This window comes from Fontibacillus panacisegetis (assembly GCF_900102215.1).
In the GTDB taxonomy this organism is placed as follows: domain Bacteria; phylum Bacillota; class Bacilli; order Paenibacillales; family Paenibacillaceae; genus Fontibacillus; species Fontibacillus panacisegetis.
The window spans coordinates 86278-105288 of sequence record NZ_FNBG01000012.1 but is presented as its reverse complement, the minus strand read 5'-3'; the positions used below and the strand labels follow the sequence as shown (position 1 = coordinate 105288).

Annotated in this window: 18 protein-coding genes; 2 read left to right on the top strand and 16 right to left on the bottom strand. The window is 41.0% G+C overall.

Translation table 11 applies throughout. The features are described from left to right. Positions 1 to 92: 92 nt before the first annotated feature. From BLS49_RS25620 to BLS49_RS12015, 6 genes are all read right to left on the bottom strand, one after another. Positions 93 to 2789 (bottom strand): alpha amylase N-terminal ig-like domain-containing protein, encoded by a 2697-nt coding sequence (locus tag BLS49_RS25620; RefSeq protein WP_175471390.1) that lies wholly within the window; start codon positions 2787 to 2789, stop codon positions 93 to 95. Positions 2790 to 2911: 122 nt separating this feature from the next. Beyond that, positions 2912 to 3124, bottom strand: a complete 213-nt coding sequence (locus BLS49_RS25280; RefSeq protein ID WP_245742361.1) for an alpha/beta hydrolase family protein — start codon at positions 3122 to 3124, stop codon at positions 2912 to 2914. 17 nt (positions 3125 to 3141) lie between these two features. Then, a complete protein-coding gene (locus tag BLS49_RS25275; RefSeq protein WP_245742355.1) occupies positions 3142 to 3291 on the bottom strand; it encodes a hypothetical protein in 150 nt (49 codons plus the stop codon). A 50-nt stretch (positions 3292 to 3341) separates the two neighbouring features. Continuing rightward, positions 3342 to 4058, bottom strand: a complete 717-nt coding sequence (locus BLS49_RS12025) for a helix-turn-helix domain-containing protein (RefSeq protein ID WP_091230358.1) — start codon at positions 4056 to 4058, stop codon at positions 3342 to 3344. A gap of 152 nt (positions 4059 to 4210) precedes the next feature. Beyond that, complete coding sequence (locus BLS49_RS12020; RefSeq protein ID WP_139173133.1) at positions 4211 to 4552, bottom strand: hypothetical protein; 342 nt, start codon at positions 4550 to 4552, stop codon at positions 4211 to 4213. Continuing rightward, complete coding sequence (locus tag BLS49_RS12015; protein WP_091230351.1) at positions 4485 to 4763, bottom strand: hypothetical protein; 279 nt, start codon at positions 4761 to 4763, stop codon at positions 4485 to 4487. Before BLS49_RS12015 ends, BLS49_RS12020 begins: the two co-directional genes overlap by 68 nt. Before the next feature lie 142 nt (positions 4764 to 4905). On the opposite strand from BLS49_RS12015, the gene BLS49_RS12010 reads away from it, so the two are divergent. Further along, entirely contained in the window at positions 4906 to 5172 is a 267-nt protein-coding gene (locus BLS49_RS12010) for a helix-turn-helix domain-containing protein (RefSeq protein WP_245742354.1), read from the top strand. 518 nt (positions 5173 to 5690) lie between these two features. Here BLS49_RS12010 and BLS49_RS12005 read toward each other — a convergent pair. The 5 genes from BLS49_RS12005 to BLS49_RS11985 form a co-directional block, all read right to left on the bottom strand. Then, positions 5691 to 5975: a type II toxin-antitoxin system prevent-host-death family antitoxin gene (locus tag BLS49_RS12005; RefSeq protein WP_091230348.1), complete on the bottom strand. Its 285-nt coding sequence runs from the start codon at positions 5973 to 5975 to the stop codon at positions 5691 to 5693. A gap of 183 nt (positions 5976 to 6158) precedes the next feature. After that, the gene (locus BLS49_RS12000; RefSeq protein ID WP_091230345.1) at positions 6159 to 6995 is read right to left on the bottom strand and encodes a sugar ABC transporter permease; all 837 of its coding nucleotides are present in this window, start codon (positions 6993 to 6995) and stop codon (positions 6159 to 6161) included. Further along, complete coding sequence (locus BLS49_RS11995) at positions 6992 to 8314, bottom strand: carbohydrate ABC transporter permease (RefSeq protein ID WP_091230480.1); 1323 nt, start codon at positions 8312 to 8314, stop codon at positions 6992 to 6994. The genes BLS49_RS12000 and BLS49_RS11995 overlap by 4 nt, the downstream gene beginning before the upstream one ends. A 16-nt stretch (positions 8315 to 8330) precedes the next feature. Beyond that, a complete protein-coding gene (locus tag BLS49_RS11990) occupies positions 8331 to 9794 on the bottom strand; it encodes a sugar ABC transporter substrate-binding protein (protein WP_091230342.1) in 1464 nt (487 codons plus the stop codon). A 14-nt stretch (positions 9795 to 9808) separates the two neighbouring features. Continuing rightward, complete coding sequence (locus BLS49_RS11985; protein ID WP_091230338.1) at positions 9809 to 11506, bottom strand: glycoside hydrolase family 13 protein; 1698 nt, start codon at positions 11504 to 11506, stop codon at positions 9809 to 9811. 76 nt (positions 11507 to 11582) lie between these two features. On the opposite strand from BLS49_RS11985, the gene BLS49_RS11980 reads away from it, so the two are divergent. After that, positions 11583 to 12380: a LacI family DNA-binding transcriptional regulator gene (locus BLS49_RS11980; RefSeq protein ID WP_091230335.1), complete on the top strand. Its 798-nt coding sequence runs from the start codon at positions 11583 to 11585 to the stop codon at positions 12378 to 12380. A 70-nt stretch (positions 12381 to 12450) separates the two neighbouring features. On the opposite strand, the gene BLS49_RS11975 is transcribed toward BLS49_RS11980, so the two are convergent. From BLS49_RS11975 to BLS49_RS11955, 5 genes are all read right to left on the bottom strand, one after another. Beyond that, positions 12451 to 13614, bottom strand: a complete 1164-nt coding sequence (locus BLS49_RS11975; RefSeq protein ID WP_091230331.1) for an InlB B-repeat-containing protein — start codon at positions 13612 to 13614, stop codon at positions 12451 to 12453. 216 nt (positions 13615 to 13830) lie between these two features. Beyond that, a complete protein-coding gene (locus tag BLS49_RS11970) occupies positions 13831 to 14946 on the bottom strand; it encodes a slipin family protein (protein WP_091230328.1) in 1116 nt (371 codons plus the stop codon). 903 nt (positions 14947 to 15849) lie between these two features. Continuing rightward, the gene (locus BLS49_RS11965; protein WP_217640057.1) at positions 15850 to 16227 is read right to left on the bottom strand and encodes a hypothetical protein; all 378 of its coding nucleotides are present in this window, start codon (positions 16225 to 16227) and stop codon (positions 15850 to 15852) included. 119 nt (positions 16228 to 16346) lie between these two features. Continuing rightward, positions 16347 to 17648, bottom strand: a complete 1302-nt coding sequence (locus BLS49_RS11960; protein WP_091230318.1) for an alkaline phosphatase family protein — start codon at positions 17646 to 17648, stop codon at positions 16347 to 16349. A 24-nt stretch (positions 17649 to 17672) separates the two neighbouring features. Further along, positions 17673 to 18902, bottom strand: coding sequence for an MFS transporter (locus BLS49_RS11955; protein ID WP_091230315.1), 1230 nt, complete (start codon positions 18900 to 18902; stop codon positions 17673 to 17675). Between the last annotated feature and the right edge of the window lie 109 nt (positions 18903 to 19011).

Below are 19011 nucleotides of genomic sequence, written 5' to 3'. Positions count from 1 at the left end.
AATAAATCCATTATAAATGATTGGTTTTAATAATAAAATTTTGAAATACTTTTTCCGATTTAATGAATTTCATAACGTGGCAGAATAACCATTTATAACGGCGTTATATAGATTGTTATGCCGGTTGCCTTCTGTACGAACGCCAATCCCTTATCCACAAGCGGCAGGACAAAATCCTCAAATTCATGTTTGCGGGCCTCGTTTACGCTTGACCCGGTCTTGAGAGATACTGCGATATTCAGCAGCCAGCCCAGAGTCGCCAGCACCTTGAAATATTCGAAATTTGTGACAGCAGCCCCGTTATATTCCTCGTACATTGCCAGTACTTCTTCGGCAAAGTCCGCAAAGCCGCCTCTCTCCATTAATGTGTATGTCCAGGCCACATCATACCTGAAATCGCCTATTCCCCACAGCAGATCGATGACGAAGCACTGCTCGTTTATATCTATAAGCACGTTCCACGGATGATAATCCCGGTGAATCACCGACAAGGCTTTGTTTATCACCTTGTGGCGTTCCTGCTGAAGCCAGGACATAGCTGAGGTGAAGCCCGTCAAACCGTACTCTGTCAGAAGCCGGTTCATTCGGTCAAGCTCATTCTCGAGAAAAAATGCAGTGGAATTTTCCGTCACGCCTTCTCCGGCAATCTCGATATCCAGCGTATGAAGACGGTGAAAAAGCTGGACAAATTGTGATAACAGCGCTGACCGCTTGCTGCTGGAAGTCTGCATGTACCGGTTCCAGAAGGTGTCGCCATTGATCTCCTGCATGACAATATAGGGAGCAGGTTCCCCACTTTGTCTCATAATCGGCTCAGGAACCGGATAAGCGGCTTCTTGCAGAAAACACAGCGCCTGCCACTCTCGCTGCAAATGATTTATTCCGTTCTCCGCACTGCCGTAGGTTTTGACAACGAGCCTGCGCTGTTGGTTATGCAGCCGGACGGACAATACTTCCCCGGCCCATCCGGATTGCAGGCTTCGAACATCTTCTACACTGTCGTTAAAATGCCGTTCCAGATCCTCCAGCATAGGAGCATATTTTCTCGCGGAGAGCTTAAGAATCTTGTATCCGAAGGGAGGCAAATGGAAGGTGGATTCCTCTTCGGATATGTCCATTTGTTCACCTGTGATGGCATCCGACCAGCGGCCCTGCGGAATCGGCAAGGTAATGGAGCCCGCCAATTCTTGGGCGTTCATCAGCACGTAAAAACGGGAATCGTCGTCCCAACGCTCGTAAGCCAGCCCGCAGTCACCGGGCTGTGCATAGCGAAATCGGAGATGCCCCGTCCGCAGCGAGGCATATTGCTTACGCAGCGTGATCAGACCTTGATAAAAGGCGAATAAGAACAGGTCCTGCTTATTTTCATCCCACACCATACATTTGCGGCATTCCGGTTCGTTGCCCCCGTCAAGGCCGACCTCGTCGCCATAATAGATACACGGAGCGCCGGTAAATGTAAACTGGAAGACGGCCGCCAGCCTCATCCGGTTTTTGTCTCCGCCGCAGATGGTCAGAAGTCGGGCCGTATCATGGCTGTCCAGCAGATTGAACGCCGCCTCCTGTACCTGCCGCTGGTAATTGCCAAGCTGCTTGCCGATGGCGTCGGCAAACTGTTTTCCATCCGTAAGACTTCTTGCGAAGAAGTCTACAATAGCGCCGGTTACCGGATAGTTCATTGTGGCATCGAATTGGTCTCCCTGCAGCCACATGATAGCATCATTTCCCATATCCCCCAGAATATAAGCCTCCGGATTGGCCTTCTTTACCACTTTGCGGAAATCCCGCCAGAAAGCATGATCAACCTCATTAGCCACATCCAGCCGCCAGCCGTCAATCCCAATTTCATCGATCCAATAGCGGGCTACTCCCAGTAAATATTCCTTAACTTCGGAATACTCGGTATTCAGCTTCGGCATAGTGGGTATGAATGCAAGAGTATCGTAATTCGGAATCCGTCCTTTCACTTCCAGCGGAAATTCTCTGATATGGAACCAGTTCGCAAAACGCGATTCGGCGCCGTTCTTTTTTACATCGAGGAAAGGCTCGAAGCTGTCGCCGCATTGATTGAACACCGCATCCAGAAGCACCCGGATGCCCCTCGCATGGCATTGGGCAACCAGTTCCTTCAGTTTATTGTTGTTACCAAAATGAGGATCAACCCTCATATAATTCCGGGTATCGTATTTATGGCTGCTGTTTGCCTCGAATAACGGAGTAAAATATATCGCATTCACTCCCAGCCTTACCAAGTGTTCCAGATGGTCGATGATTCCTTGCAGATCTCCGCCGAAGACATTCGTGGAAGTGGGCTCTTCACCCCAGGGCGTTACATTTTCAGGGTTGAGGGAGGGATCTCCGTTCGCGAATCTGTCCGGGAATATTTGATAAAAAATCGCATCCTTTACCCATGGCGGCGGAGAGAAGACATCTATGGCGTGGATAAAGGGAAATTCGAACAATCCCGCAGGCTCCTCCGGCTTAACCTCTGTAAAGCCCTTTTCCGTCATATAGACGGTTATGCTGCCGGACTGCAAAATAAAATAATACTGCAAGCGGCGGAACGGCGGCTTGGCGGAAGCTTCCCAATAATCAAAAAACTCGTCCGAGGTGAATTTGACCATAGGGATCGTGTTCAGGGTTTCATCAAAACTGTATTTGTCCGCAGCCGCCAGCGTTACTCTCTCCATATCGTCCCGTTTGGTGCGTAGACGAATGTGAACAGTTTCATGATCGTAAGCGTATGACCAGTTCTGTTTGGGTCGGTGATAAACTACATTCAGTTGCATGTGAAATCCCTCCTATGATTGATAAGCAAAAAGGGCACAACCTCTTGTCACTGACATTCGAGGTTGTACCCTGCGGGTAAACATTGCCTTTTTTTATAATGTACTACGAGATCTTGCCAATATCAAGAAGGCTTCTGCCCATGCAGATAGTGCCCGAACCATGCGTTCACCTGTTCAAAACTGTCGATGCGCACCGAAGGATTTCCACTCTTCAAAAGGGAATGGTTGGATTCGGGATAACGAATGAGTCTGGTCGTTTTTCCGTACCTTTTTAAAGCAGTGTACATCTCCTCCGTTTGAGAAAAAGGAGTACGATAATCATTTTCTCCATGCAAAATGAGCAAAGGCGTATCTATCCGGTGCGCATGAGCAATCGGCGATTTGGACCGAGCAGTTCCGCATGATCCTGCAGATTACCACCGATCACATCTTCAATAAAGGAGATATCTACATCGCTGGTTCCGTACAGTACCGGCTTCACTTTGCAGACCATTTGCACCATTACGTATTTCCAAGATGATGTCTGAAAAGTTGTTTTCGATGAAATAAAAATTACTCTTCGGGATTCCTAGACTCAAGCTTTTGCCTCCCCAGCAGATACCTCCAAACTTGAACATCGGTATCTTCTTCAGGGGACAATTCATCTTTTGCTCCGAGCGTTCGTTCGAATTCACCGTGATATTTTTCTTCATACATTGCAATTTGACGTGTGTAATCACTCAGTTTGTCCTCATTTCGAGGTGTAACGCCCTCACCTTCCTGCTTTTTCCACATTTGAACCACATCACTGATCCGAATTTTTTTCCCAGCAGCAGTAATGTAAAATGTATCTTCAGAGATGTGATTATGCTTGTTGTCTCCGGCAGGCTCTACACCTTCAAAACGTCCTTGCTTTAGCCAATTATGGATGGTAACAACACTAACACCGAAATAATAAGATAACTCTTTTGGCGTGTACTCTTTAATGGGGCGGGCAGTTTTAATTTCGGGTTCTTCAGTTACAGTTATTGCCACTTCCTGTTGGCTAGTAGCTTGTACCAATGCATGTTGTAACAAAATAGAAAATTTCTCTTTAAAAACTTCAGTATTCTCAAAGATAGATTCATCAAACGCTTCTACTAAATTATCATTGTTCTTCAAGGCATGAGCTAGCACTTTGAACAGCAATACGCTGTTATCAAAATTACTCAAATTAAGTAATTCTAGTGCGATTTCCTTTGAATGTTTGCTGAAAAGGTTCTTTTCCGTGTATGTTATAGGCATTAACATCACCTCACACTCCAATCATAACTTCAATCTGCGGTTTATAAAATGTTGCTGGAAGAGGAAGCGTCCCCTTCCTTTCTATACTCATGACAAAGCCGCCGCGCTAATTCACCCGACGCTTTGACTCTTTTATTCGGTTTCATCATGAGCAGATCCTACAACTCGCTCTCTGTATCCCTTTTTTCCGATCTTGCCATTGTCTTGGGGTTGTCAAAAACAGCACTAGGATAGTCCAGCAAAGTGATAGCAAGCTGTATACCGTCTCTTAGTCCCTTTATGTATAAATGCTCATTTTCTACGCCACGCTTGTAGTGATGCTTGTCCTCCCAATCTATAAACCCCGGAAGCTTCGTTCGATCCGTCCCAGAAAACATAGCCTCAAAAGCCGAGCTTTCTTCAGCACGAAGCTTACGCAGCTCAGGATGACGTTCAATCCGAGCCACAACATGCTCCAACCTTTCCTGAATCGCACTTTGAAACCATGATGGCAACTCCACCGTTATTAACCCCCTCCGAAATTTTGAACTTAGCTTGGCGTTGTTTATAACCAACTTGCTTGTGTAACTGAATAATCAGTTCATCTACTTTCCTGCTTTGGGCTTGGAGTGCGGTGTTATTAAATAAAGGAATTCCCTGTTCAAAAGTTTTGTTCCCAAGTTCATTTAACTTCCGTTTTTCCTCTTCAAGTGCACTAAGTAAAGGGATCATCGAGCAACCTCCATTTTTATTTTATAAATATTGTGATTTAGTAGCCGCGACCATAATGTATTATTTTTACATTTTGTTGAATACTTTATCTGTCGTGGTTAGTATAACAGACTGATAATGGACTTAAAAGGGGTAAATTTCCTTGAGCGATCAATCCATCATCAAACAAATTATCGGGAAAACCGTGAAAGCTATTCGCATCAAACAAGGCTTAAGCCAAGAGGATCTAGCGCATGAATGCAATGTTGATCGATCCTATATTTCCATGATCGAAGTCGGCAGAAACGAACCTTCTGTCACTAAAATATTTGAGCTTTGCAAAGGGCTGAAAATTAAGCCGTCGGACTTTTTCAAACTGGTAGAGGTTGAGTACGCGAAGTTACAAGAGAAAGACGGAGAGAGTTCATAAAAGCGGCAAACAGTGCTTTCGATAGACTGTTTGCCGCTTTTACTGCTTGTTTTAGTTAAGAGACGGATAGATTTACGTTATTTACTTCTATCTTGAAAGTAATAAACATGAGCGAACCTGTCACCTCTCATTTTCGAACCAACATATCCAACTCCACATGCACCTTTATGCGAAAAAGCTATTTCTACTATATAGTAGTTTTACGTATATCTAATTAGCACCCTCATCGTTCCCGAAAAAGATCGTAACGAATCACAAGAAACCCTAACCTTTATATGTATAGAGGTTCTCGACAATTTAAGCGTCTATTTATAGGCACTCTTGGACGAACGCTCCTTTTTATTGGAATTATTACCGTACCAACCAGCGATACTCCTGTCTGCAATCTGCGATGTGATCCACATATACCGTTCCGTATCCAGAAATGGATAATGCTCAGGCATCATGACTCTCTCCGCAAGAAAACGCATATGACTCGCCAGCATTAGACGAGCACGATCGGAAACGATTACTTATATCTAGGTGTTTTTTCTATGATGGGCCTCGTCAATAATGCTATTTAAATACGTATCCAGTTCGTCCGGAGTTACGCCAATACGCCCTGCCAGGCGATCCTCTTGAACAGCTAGCAGTTCTTCACGTAGCTTCAGCATCTTCTCGCGGCGTGAGAATGCTTCAATATCCATTACGACGAGATCTCCTTCACCGTTTTTGGTCAAATAGACCGGCTCCCCGGAAGTTTTGCATATATCAGCGATCTCATTATAATTTTGTCGAATACTGGCCGACGGCTTGATTAACAATTCACCCACCCCTAACCCGTAGCTATATTTTGATCTTATTATACCTATTTAGTAACGTAACATAAATGATTTTCACGCTACAGCGCTTATGTGCAAATGGATACAACAACAAAAAAACAGGCTATCCCTAGCCTTATCAAAGACTTTTAAGGATAGCCTTTACGGCATCTGATACTATTTTTTTTACCCCTTCACCGCACCAGCTGTCATACCACTAATCATATAACGAATCAGTATGAAGTATAAAATAACAATAGGTACTGCTATAAAAACGGAGCCCGCTGCAAATCTTGAAAATTCAGTTTCACCAAGGTTCATCAGACCTACCGCTACTGTATAGAGATCTTTTTCCTTTAATAATAGCTTTGGCAATATAAAGTCACTCCATGGGAAGGTAAAACTTGTAAGTGCGGTATAAACGATCATAGGCTTGGACAATGGCAGATTGATTTTTAAAAATACCTGAAAATTAGTTGCCCCGTCTATTTTAGCTGCTTCATCAATGGAGTAAGGTACCGTATCAAAAAAACCTTTTTGGGTTAAATAGCCCATCGGTGCGCTGGAGCTGTAAATCAGGATGACACCCCATATTTTATTAATCAGTCCGAATTGTGTCATGATAATATATACAGCGATCATTCCCATAAAGGAGGGAAACATGCCAAGGATCAGCGTTCCTTTCATGATTTTCTTCCTGCTCTTGAATTGGAACCTGGACATGGTATATGCCGTTAATATAACAAGAAAAGTACCAATCAAACTGCTAAATACCGCAATCTGCAGCGTATTCATAAACCACTGGGGATAATTATACATGGCGGTATCCGTAAATAGGGTTTTAAAGGTATCCAGACTATATTCACTGGGGAAAAAGCCCTTATACGTATAGATGGAACCCGATTTACTAAAGGAAGCTAAAATCAACCAAAGGCAAGGAAAGAGGAAAATCAATGAAACCACAATTAGTGTGGAATGGGTAATAACGGTATCTGCCGCACGAAGAAATTTGTGTTTTTTCATCGGTAAACATCCTCCTCTTTATAAGATGGCGATTTAACATATACAAACAGTGAAATCATAGAGGTGATGAAGAATATGACTAAACTGATTGCCGCACCGATATTATAGTAATTGTTACTAATGGATAAATTATAAAGCCAGTTAATTAACAGGTCCGTATCACTAGCCAAGAAATATCCATCCATATATAATCCGCCACGAAGGAAGAAAAAGATGCCGAAATTATTGAAATTTCCAATAAACTGACCAATCAATACCGGAGTCGTGGAAAACAAAACAAAAGGCAATACGATTTTTGTGAACTGCTTCCACCGTTTTGCACCGTCAATTTTTGCAGCCTCCAACTGCTCATTATCCATGTTTGTTAATATACCTGTGGCTAAAAGCATAATGGAAGGTACTGTAATCCAAGCGTTTACCAATAAGCCAATAAGCCTTGCCATCCATTTAGCATCGATATCCAAAAAACCAATGGCCTTGTACCCCATATCCATAATAATCTGGTTAACAGGTCCGCCATAAGAAAACATAAAACGGAAACCAATCAGGGTAATAAATCCGGGTACTGCGTAAGCCAGGATAGGAAATGCCCGCCATATAATCGTACCTTTTACACATTTCTTATTAAGAAGCAGGGCAAGACCAAGACCTGCAAAATAATTTAATAAAGTGGCGCTTACCGCCCAAAGCACGTTCCAGCTAAGAATCCTTCCAAAGGTTGGCGCAAATTTTGAAAGGGTTGCAATCTGTATAAAATTGCTGAAACCGACCCAATCGACCAGCTTTGGAGGAACAATATTGCCGCCATAATTTGTAAATGCAACAGCAATCATAAATACAATAGGCAATATACTGAATACAAATACACCTATAATTGGCAAAAATAATGCTGTCTTGTAGAACTTTTCATCCAGTAGCTTTTTCACATCTTCCGAGAGGGTTCTTGGCTTCCCTCCCTTCTCTACCAGAATTTGGGTTTCATATGTATCTCGGACATTTGAAAGGTAACAGCTAATAAATAGTATAATTGCCGCTATGAAAAGAATACCCATAAGCAGCATAACAACTGAGTTATCTCCTTCAATACCAAACCAGGCATCCTTTTCCTTGGTTCCTAATGTGAAAAGACCTGCCAAGTCAGAAAAACCCCGAGATATAAAATAGAGGACTCCACAAGCAAGTATGGCGAGGTATAGCAGACCCTTTCCAATTTGACCATACATTAGCTGCCCCAGGCCCATAAGACATATACTGGCTTTAACATTTTTGCCTGCACTTTTTTTAAAAAAAATTAGTTTCTCTATTTTTTTGCTAAACATATTCATATAAACACCTCTAATTAGAAAGTGTGTGGATTGCATCATAGATTTGCTGATCAACAACCTTTAGCCCACTCTTTAGCTCTTCTAAAGAAGTATATTTTTTATCGGATGTACGAAAGGCGTCTTTTGCTAAATCTGTAAAGAATGTCTCTGTTGGTGACCATACCTGTACCATTTCAGTAATGGATGGCATGACTACAATGTTTCCTTCATTCAAGTTATTAAATACAATTTCCGAGACTCCTCCGACTGCTTTAGCAGCATCGGAACGTGCCGGTATACTTCCAAGCAGCCCCTGTCTCTTCATGATCATCTCGTAACTTGTGGCAAATTCCACAAAAGCAAGGCTGGCATTGGGTGCTTTGGTATAAGCACTGATGGCATATCCATTTATACCTCCCATAGCCTTTTGAGGCATTAATTCCGGATTTTCTTCCGTTAAATCACCACTTGCAGGCAGCATAGGCAGTCCGGCTACAACCAGATTTTCTTCAGCTAATGCTTTAGCCTCCTCCGTACTCTTACCTTGCTTTTCATATTCCAATGTCAGTTCTTTAATAAATAAGGTATAAACATCCGGTGTTGTCATAGTGGCAAAATAACTACCATCTGCTATTTTGCTATAGCCATTTACTGTTATGGAATCGTCTATGCACTCTTCATTCATTACAGAAGCAAGCTTTAACAGAACGTTTGCTCCAACCTCGGCATTACCAGCAGATAATCCCACTTCTTTTGGGTTTGTATTATGATCTCCAAAGACGTAACCTCCATAGGAGAAAAGGAAGCCGGAAGAAAAATATACATCAAACAACGACCGCATATAACCATATTTTCCAGTATCTGATTCGACGATTGATTTTGAATATTTATATAGAGAATTCCAGTTTTCTACCATGTCCGGCATCTTATTTTTATTGTCATCCCATTTTGTTTCCCAGTCTTTAGGAAGCATATCCTTACGATAAAATAACATGGAGGTCTGAACATTTACAGGAACGCCCATATAATAGGTTTTGCCATCTACTTCAGACTTATATGCATCCCATGCATTTGCTGGAATCTGGGAAAAGGACTCCAAAGACTCTGCAGGGATTGGATAAATATGTTTGCCCTTTACATATTTCATAATGGAATCATTTGCCTGATACAATACATCCGGACCATATCCATAAGGTCCGTCATCTGCCAGATTACTGCGCTGATCCATATTGGCATCTACTGCAACAATTCCATAATCCTTATATTTTTCATTAAAAGCGTCAATTAATTGTTTAAAGTATCCCTGTTCGATTGCTGTGTCATTTTCAAGGACACGGAGTGTAACATTTTTTTCTAATTCGCCGTTGTAAATTGATTTTAATGCATTTGTCTGGTCAGACGTATCCTTCTCATCCAAGGCTTCTGTTGATGTACAGCCAGTCAATTGTCCAACACTTAGCAGGGCCACCAGTAAAATACAAATAAATCTCTTCATAATCATCCACTCCTCTAATTTTCATAAACTACAAATCCATCCGTTAATAAGTTACATTCCAGCAATTTATTTTGAGCCAGTATTGTTCCGGTTTGGCTTATTCGTACTGTTGTTCCGGATTGATTCAGAATTAATATAATTTCACTGTTTTCAAAGGTTCGAATGATATAGCATAGATTCTCATCATAGGAAATACGGATATCTCCCTTCTGTAATACAGGCTTTTGCTTTAATGACAACAGATTCTTTAAAATGTCCATAAATGGAATATCCCAGTGGGATTCCTCCCAATCAAAACACCTTCTGTTATTCGGATCATATCCTCCCTCCAGATATAGTTCCGTTCCATAATAAATACACGGTGCCCCCATATACATACACATGACAGCAATGGCTGAAAGTAAGCGGTCCTTATTCTTGTTTACAGAGGTAAAAAAGCGGTCCGTATCGTGAGAATCCAAAAGATTCAGCATCATAGCATTAACCTGTCCGCTATTTCTCATTAACAAATGATTTAGCTTTTCGGCAAAGCCCTGTGCGTTAACAGTCTGGAAAGCATAATAATCCAGGCAGGCTTTGGTAAAGGCATAATTCATAATACTGTCATACTGATCTCCCTGTAAAAATGCATTGGCATCGTGCCAGTTTTCCCCGATAATTACACACTCCGGTTTAACTTTCTTAACTGCTTCTCTTAACTTTCTCCAAAAATGATGAGAGACCTCATCAGATACATCCAAGCGCCAACCGTCAATATCATATTCCTTGATCCAGAAGAGAGCTATATCCAATAGAAATTCTTGTACTTCTGTATTACTGGTATCAAATTTTGGCATATATTCACTGAAACCAAATACCTCATAATTGATGGTTTCGGTATCAATTTTGTCGCCATCGATCATAAACCAATTAAAATACTTTGATTCTTTTCCTTTTAAAAGTACATCCTGAAATTGTGGCAGCTGATCACTGCAGTGATTGAATACCGCATCCAATACAATCTTAATACCTCGTTTATGAGCCTCGTTTACCAGTTTAGAAAAATCCTCATTTGTTCCAAAATGCGGGTCAATTTTTTTGTAATTGTACGTATCGTATTTGTGGTTAGAAATGGACTCGAATACAGGGGTTAAGTAGATACCATTTACCCCGAGATCTTTCAGATGATCTAATTTTTGTGTAACTCCCGGAATATCTCCGCCTGTAAAGCTTTTGGGGTCCGGTATCCTGCCCCATTCCAAATTTATATAATCTGTATTTTTATCTTTTGATCCTTGATAAAAGCGGTCAATAAAAATCTGATAAAATACTGCGCCCCGCATCCATTCCACTACTTCATGGATATCATTTTTGTTGATATAAGGCAGCTGAAAGCAATTATAATGGGACAATTTAAAATCATAAGTAGAAGTAAGACCGTCTTCTGAAAAATAGCAGCATTCCTGACCCTTCCAGATTCGAAACACATAGGTTAGTCTTACATCCTCCAGTTCAAGCTCTATTTCGTAATATTTAAATAGATTATCCTTATATTTTTCTTCCATTACTGCAGTTTTTTGTTCCAGGTAGTACTTGTATTTACAACCGTATACTACCTCGATGCGATCCACATCATCTTCTTTATCCATACGTAAACGTAATATTATTGTGTTCTGATTTATGGGATAGCAGAATTTTGATTCAGGTATATGCAATATTGCTTGTTTATTCATGGTATCAATTCCTTTATCTGTTATCGTGTGATTTTTGTATATTCACAAAAATGCTAAATAAGTATATAACTAAGTCATGGATAAAAAAATTACAATTAGAGACATTGCTAAGCAAGCCGGTGTATCAGTTGCCACTGTTTCATATGTGATTAACAACCGCATGGATCAGCGAATCACCGAAGAAACAAGAAAAAAGGTCCTGCAAATCGTCAATCTGTTGGACTATAAACCAAATTCCTCAGCGAGGTCTCTGTCTACGAGCAAAACTTATAATATCGCTCTTTATATGATGCCTGAGACTTCTCTGCTAAAACGTTCCGAGCAATTACTTTTGATTGAGGTATTATCTGAGGTTTCGACTCATTACGGATATCATTTGATAATCCAGGATAATAAGGAATTTGCAAAATTAAATTATGTAGATGCCATTTTATGTTTTGACGCCACACTTGATTTTTTCCTTAGTCTCGGGGATAAAAATCTTGTTCCTGTAATTGCCGTTGACTGCTTAATTGATATTCCCTGGTTTTTTCAAATTTGCAGCGATTATAAGCTTCTAAAGAAAAATGCTGATCAACATTTTGGAGTCGATAATTATTTCTATATATGTTTAACTCCAAACAATGAGCTACTAAAATCGTTTATCTGCAAAACTTTCCGTGAAGTAAAATTTGTAAAAGATTTAAAGGATTTTTCAGAGATTGCTAATCAAAATTACGTATATAATCAGGTTGCTCTGAATGATCTTATGGCAGGAAAAGAAAATTCCTGCTATATTCCATGTGACCTACATTCGAAAATGGACAGGGTGTATCGTTGCATAGACTTTGCTATAAATCGTATTCCTGATATGGAACACGCCCAATTTGTATAATCATTTTTGCAAAAAGCTGCCGTAAAATTTATGGCAGCCTTTTGCATAATATACGGCAGCCTTTTTTCTTTTATTTTGTCTTAAAGCTTACTGTCAGTTCTTTCGTTCCCGGGTTATAGGTAAAGGTATAAACTCCCGCCGCTTTTGCGATGATATTATCACTGGCACTGCCCTCAACAAATTCCAGTGAATTTTTGTCCTTAATATTACTGAATTTTACATACTCATTTCCTACACTTTCTGTCTCTCCGGTTTTGACTGTGGAAGTAAATAAAAATTCTTCTTTCTCTGCCAACTGTATTGTTAAAGCAGGCAGTCCGTCTATTTCTTTAAATCTGTATTTATCCTCATAAACATCATTCCAACCAGTTGTAATGGAACTCTTAATATAGTATGAGGTTGTAACATCTGCCATTGCATCCTTTGGTTCACCGTTATATACCCACTCTATGGTATCGTAGGGATTTGAATTAAAATTTTCTTTCGTTGCTTCGGTGTAATTGCTATTCTCGGTATCATAGACATCCGCACCGGGGTATGTAGTCAGCTTAAGTGTATAGTTACCCGTTTTAAGGCATTTAATATTAGCCTTTTTGGCTTCATCTGATTGATAATTACCGCCAGAGCCTGAAAAGTATTCAATTCCATCCTGACTTGTAGTTGTTAAATAGCCAGCTCCCCTTTGGTTATACCATGAAGTATTAGTCGCTAACTGGAATTCGTCACCTTCATACAAATCCATGCTTATGGAGTAAACGTTTTCACCCGATTCCTTAGTTAAAATCAGAGTGTCATCAATTACAGTTCCCCAGTTGGAGGTAACGAGTATCGGACTTTTACCACTTCCAACAACAGCAAAGCTCCTTGTATCTTCCTTATCTTCTAAAAAGCCTGCAAAGATTTTCGTATCAGCAGTTACTGGTGTGCTAAAGTCATATTTATGGGTTAAAGTAGGTGTTGCATACCAGCCCATAAATACATAGTTATCTTTCTGCGGGGTATATTCTTTTACCGATTCACTCTCCTTGACTTCTTCTTTTGATAATTCCGTGCTTCCATCCATATCATAAAAAGTTACTGTGTATAGAGTTTTCTCAATGGTTTCCTTTGAACTATCCGGGTTTTTTGATGCAGCAGGTTCCGTAGTTGAGTCTGATTTTCCACAAGCAGTCAGTAAAAAAGCACTTACGAAAATACATAATAACACCATAAATATAGCTCTGCTTTTTCTCATAAATTTTTACCTCCAGATTGATTAACCGGTTAAGCAAAGAATAAAAATAAATAGCGCCTAAGAAAAAAGACGCCTATTTATTTGTTGCTTAACTGTTTAAGCAGATTCTACTATGCCAGTTGTTATCTGTCAATTCTTTCTTGGCTCAGACTAAAACAAGGACGCGATTTGCTCGCATCCCTTTCTTAGCCTCAGTTGTTGTGACAGTTTTATTTGCTATTTTCCCGCTGCCTTTCTATCACCGATAAGAGAGTTCAACCGTTCCAGCAAATCCCCGCCCCCCGTTAATGAGATGGACCCGATTTTCTCGCATATTTTCTCGAGGAATTCCAGCTCCTTCAGACGGAACAATGTCTGATTCTCATCCATCAGCTTTGCGGTATTAAGCAGGCTTCGGGTCGATGCCGTTTCCTCCCGGCGGGTGATTAAATTCGCCTGAGCTTTCTTCTCCGCGAGCAGAACGGTGTTCAGGATCTCTTTCATTTCCCCTGGTAAAATGACATCCTTAACCCCTGCACTCAGGAATTGTACTCCGAACTCTTCACTCTTCTCACGTAAACGGGACAGGATGAACGACGCAGCGTCCTCTTTCCGTTTCAAAAGATCGTCCAATTTAAGAGTTCCGACATATTCCCGCAGCATGAGCTGAAGCTGGATATGGATTTGCTCGTCGAACGATTTCATTTCCAAGGCACGCAATGGCTTTACGATCTTGTATTGGCAGACGAAGTTCAAACGCAGCGTAACCTTGTCTTCCGTCATGATTTCTTGGCCGATGAGATCCATTTGTTGTTGTCTTAAATCCATCGACTTGATCATCACCGAGACGGGCCCCTTCCAGAAGTAGTACTTTCCGGGAGAGAGCTCACGCTGCATAACATGATCATAGAACAAAAATCCGGATTCGTAGCTCGCGATTTCGTAAGACTGCATATAGACTGAAAGCTTTGGCAGTATCGAACGATCTACCTCGGCAGGCACTTCAGGTTGTCTGATATCCATATGTAAAAAGGTATGTTTTTTCAGCATATTCCAATAAGCGTAGACGCCAGGCTTCAGCAGCTGTACGAATTGGCCGTCTTCATAATGCAGCACGTATTCATGATCCTGTACTCGTACAATTTCAAGCTCTCGCACGAGCTCTTCATCGTGAAGGAACAACTGCAAATCCTTGCCCTCTACAACGAACGGTTTAGCGATATTCAATAACACAACTGTAGCTTGTGACCATATTAAATAGTTATAGGTCCCCGGAATGAGCTTTTTCACATAATTTCCTTTATGAAAGAGCAAACCGCGCTGGTCAGCTTGAATGGTTACTTTTTTAAACATATTCATTACCCCCTTAATGGTTCGACCATTGGATTTAGAATCCCGCTGCGGTTCAGACGGAATCTCGTTTTAGATAAGCGAGCTGCCAGGGATTTTCAAGGATATTTGAATCAGAAGGTTGACCCAACTTCAGCCCACCTTCTTCCTCTTCCATCCAAAAAAGCCTACCGGATTTTCGCACCATCGGTATCCACGGATTACGAAGCCTTCCCTGCAGTGCGCTTAAACTAGCCGCCAGGGATTCTATCCTTTGGTCCTTTGTTCAAATTTTCGTTTTCGCTCGATTGAAAGTCGAGTATGCTCTACCAGAATCGCGTCAAAGGCGATGGGGAATCGAACCCCAAATAGTGGATTCCTACCGATCCGACCGTACAGGATACCGTAACATACCATGCACGGCACTGCGGGATAATTCGATATCCCTGCCTCGTTACGACCGTCCGAATAAGAACCAATGTATGATGAAACGCTACTAGCGTTTACCACCTAACTCCATGCGTCTTACAGGTTCTATAATCGCTCATTATGATCAGAACGAACATGGTGAAAGTATTACGACTGGGCATAAAATCGGAAAAAGAAGTACATTTCTTTGATGGTTGATGCATATACCTTATAATCCTGAAAAACTGACCCTATTCGCTGCTGGTATTCCTCCACATCAGTAGCCGATCAAAGCAAGCTTTGTTAAAGGCTTAATTACAATGCTAACGTTATTGATGATGTTGCGTCTCTGATATAGTAACCAATGTGTTTTTGAAATCCATTGAAGGATTAGCAATGCATGAGGTATTGAAATGGGACACTTACGAGGACGTGTATCACTTAGGAATTTTCCGCTCTGAGTGGCTGAATAGTAAACTATAAAAAATAGAGGGGCGAAAGCCCCTCAAATTATCCAGTTTACATTTCTACTCCGGTGATCCAAAAACAAATGGCGGCTATTATAGATAATGGCGTAGCATATAATTTTTCTTTCTTACTTGTAGATAGAAAATTCATAATGGTATTTAGCGATAAATAGATAGCAAAAAATATAATTATGTATTTAGTTGTTTTGATAGAAAACCAAAGAGGTATTATTTTTCCAGCTTGTAGTATCACGATAATGGCAAACAATTGAATGGCTAAAGAAACCCAGCAAAGTATTCTTAACTTCGGTGGAACTACCTTATATTTCCCTCCTATCGAAAATTCCCCCAAGGGGAATCCAAGACCTATTAGTAGGGTCAATACTGCTACAATACCAAATAATGAAGCTCCTAAAAGTTGTATCATCATCGTCCTCCTTCGCGATCATATCGTTAGCATTATACAAAGCAACTATACTTGCCTTTAAGCATCTATTCAATATGCTGATGAAGGTTCGAGGAATAAATGGAGGGAAATACATGATTTTATTAAATAAAAATCTCTTCTAAAGCTCTTCCATCACAAGCATTAAATTCTATTCCTAAAATCTTTGCCATCGTAGGGGCTATATCTACCATATTGACATCACCTATAGGATGACCGCTCTTAATTTTATCTCCTGAAACGACCATATTGCATCTATACTCGGGCTTATCGGGGGAATAGCCATGAGTTGCATAGGTAACGCCTTGATGCTTCAAATCTACAATGGTCGGTTGCTCCAAGCCTTCTTCGAAGCAATATCCCCTCTTGGCTTCAAGCATGTACTTGGTAAATTTACTTGCATGTAAATGATCCATCTCATCTCTCGTATACCATTTTTCGATACCGGATGCTTCATCCCTCATATGATCTTCTATTGCAGCTAACGCTAATAGCTCAGCCTCTTCGTCATCCTGCCGAATATGCAGGTAAGCCGATCCGCCCCCACATTGAAAATAAGCTCTCCATCTCCATTCGCCATTCTCTTTAAAGATAAGACCTTTTTCCTGCAAAAGATTATTCAAATGCACCTTGTACCTAACATTGAACTGTCCATGATCACCCAAAACCATAAAAACAGTATCCTCCTTGATGCCGGCCTCTTCAACAGCCTGTATAATTTCGCCCAGCCTTGTATCCATCCGTGCTATGACCTGCTTCACTTCATGGCTGTCAGTTCCAAAAGCATGCTTCGCATCATCCAAATCAATCAGATGCAGCATGAGGAGATTAGGCTTTTTATTCTTGATCGTGTCTATAGCACATTTAGTCGTAAAATCATCCAGATACGGCTGCTGAATCCCTTTTCTGAGGCGCCCGTATTTCATTTCCATCTGAATACAGTATAAGGGGCTGCCATTTTTCAACACCTTAAGTGCCTGGTTTTCGTTTCTAATTGCTCTTATTTCCGGTATGTTATATTTGATTGAGGATTTACCTGATACAGGCCATAAAAGCCCGGCTGTGTTCAAATGCTGCTCACGCGCAGCATCATAGATCGTAGGTACCTTGATGTCCTCTCTGTACCAGAACCAGTCCTGCTCCTCTTCCTTGACAAAGGGCTGCAAGGGATTGTTGTGATGGATGCCATGCTTATCCGGATATACTCCGGTTGCAATGGTGGTGTGTACCACATAAGTAAGCGTGGGATACACGCTTTTCAACTCCTTGCTATAAGCCCCGTTATTAATTAGCTTGGATAAATTAGGAAAAGTGCTCGCCAGTTCCCAATGATCCTCTGAAAAAGCATCGTAGGATATGACGATCAGATGTTTCGCCATTGCCGTATTTTCTGGTAGTGATTTCATCAATTTCCCCCTGATTTCCGCATGTTAAAGCTGTTGCTTGGGTATCGTCATAAATATACACAATCCAATGATGAACAAAGGGATAATCGCTATAATACTTAAGTTTGCATTGCCTGTTAAGGTTGTTGTCAAAGACATCAGAGCAGGACCGACAATCGCCGCAAATTTGCCGAAAATATTAAAGAAGCCAAAAAATTCATTGGAATTTTCCTTGGGAATAATCTTCGCGAAATAAGATCTGCTGAGCGCCTGAATTCCACCTTGGGCTGAGCCTACTAACGCACCAAGAACAAAAATGTGCCAAACGGAGCTGATGAAGAAGGCCGCAATGCACGAAATGATATATGTAATAATACCCACGATAATCATTGCTCGTGTGGAATATTTTTTCGCCAGATTACCATAAATAATTGCACACGGGAAAGCAATAATCTGAATCACCAGCAAAATCCCGAGCAAAGTAAAGGTATCCAAAGCATCCGCACCTAACACGGACGTAGCATAGGGCACTACCATTTTGATAATGGTATCTACCCCATCAATATAGAAAAAGTAAGCGAGCAGGAAAACAAACACAACCTTGTGCTGTCTGATATTTTTAAAGGTGCTTCCCAGTCTGATAAAGCTGTTGACAATCGGTCTGGGCTCAGGCTCAAGATAGTGTCTTTGCTTTACGTCCTTAATCATAGGGACGGTCAGCAGGCCCCACCATAGAGCAGTAATGATAAATCCAATCTGATAACCGATGGCCTTGTCCATTCCCATGAACAATATTAACAGAAGACTGATCCCGAACGGAATAACACTGGTAATATATCCGAAGGCAAAGCCTCTTGTGGATATCTTATCCATCTTTTCGTCATCCGTCACATCTACTAGAAAGGAGTCATAGAAAATATTTGCTCCGGCAAACCCGACCGTTGACAAAATATAAAATCCAACCAGCAACTGCCATTGCCCGCTTGAAGGTGCAACAAATGCCAGCGAAAGTGTAGCCAATACTCCGATCAAAGCAAAAAATACGAAGAAGCGTTTTTTCTTATCCTTGTAATCTGCAATCGTACCTAAAATGGGACTAAGAATCGCAATCAATATGCTGGCTATTGAATTAAAATACCCCAGATCCATACTGCTGTTCACATTCGTAAACATGCCAAATACAATGGGCAGCAGCGCGGTTGTCACTGCCATCGAATAGGCCGAATTGCCGCAATCATATAGAATCCATGATCTTTCCTCTTTACTCAACCTCATTTACATCCACCTCTTTTAACTAGATGCTACTGTTGTATCATTTTTTCATATGAGGCATGTTAAATTGGTGTAAAGTTTATGATATAGGTTCATCTCTTGATATAAAAAT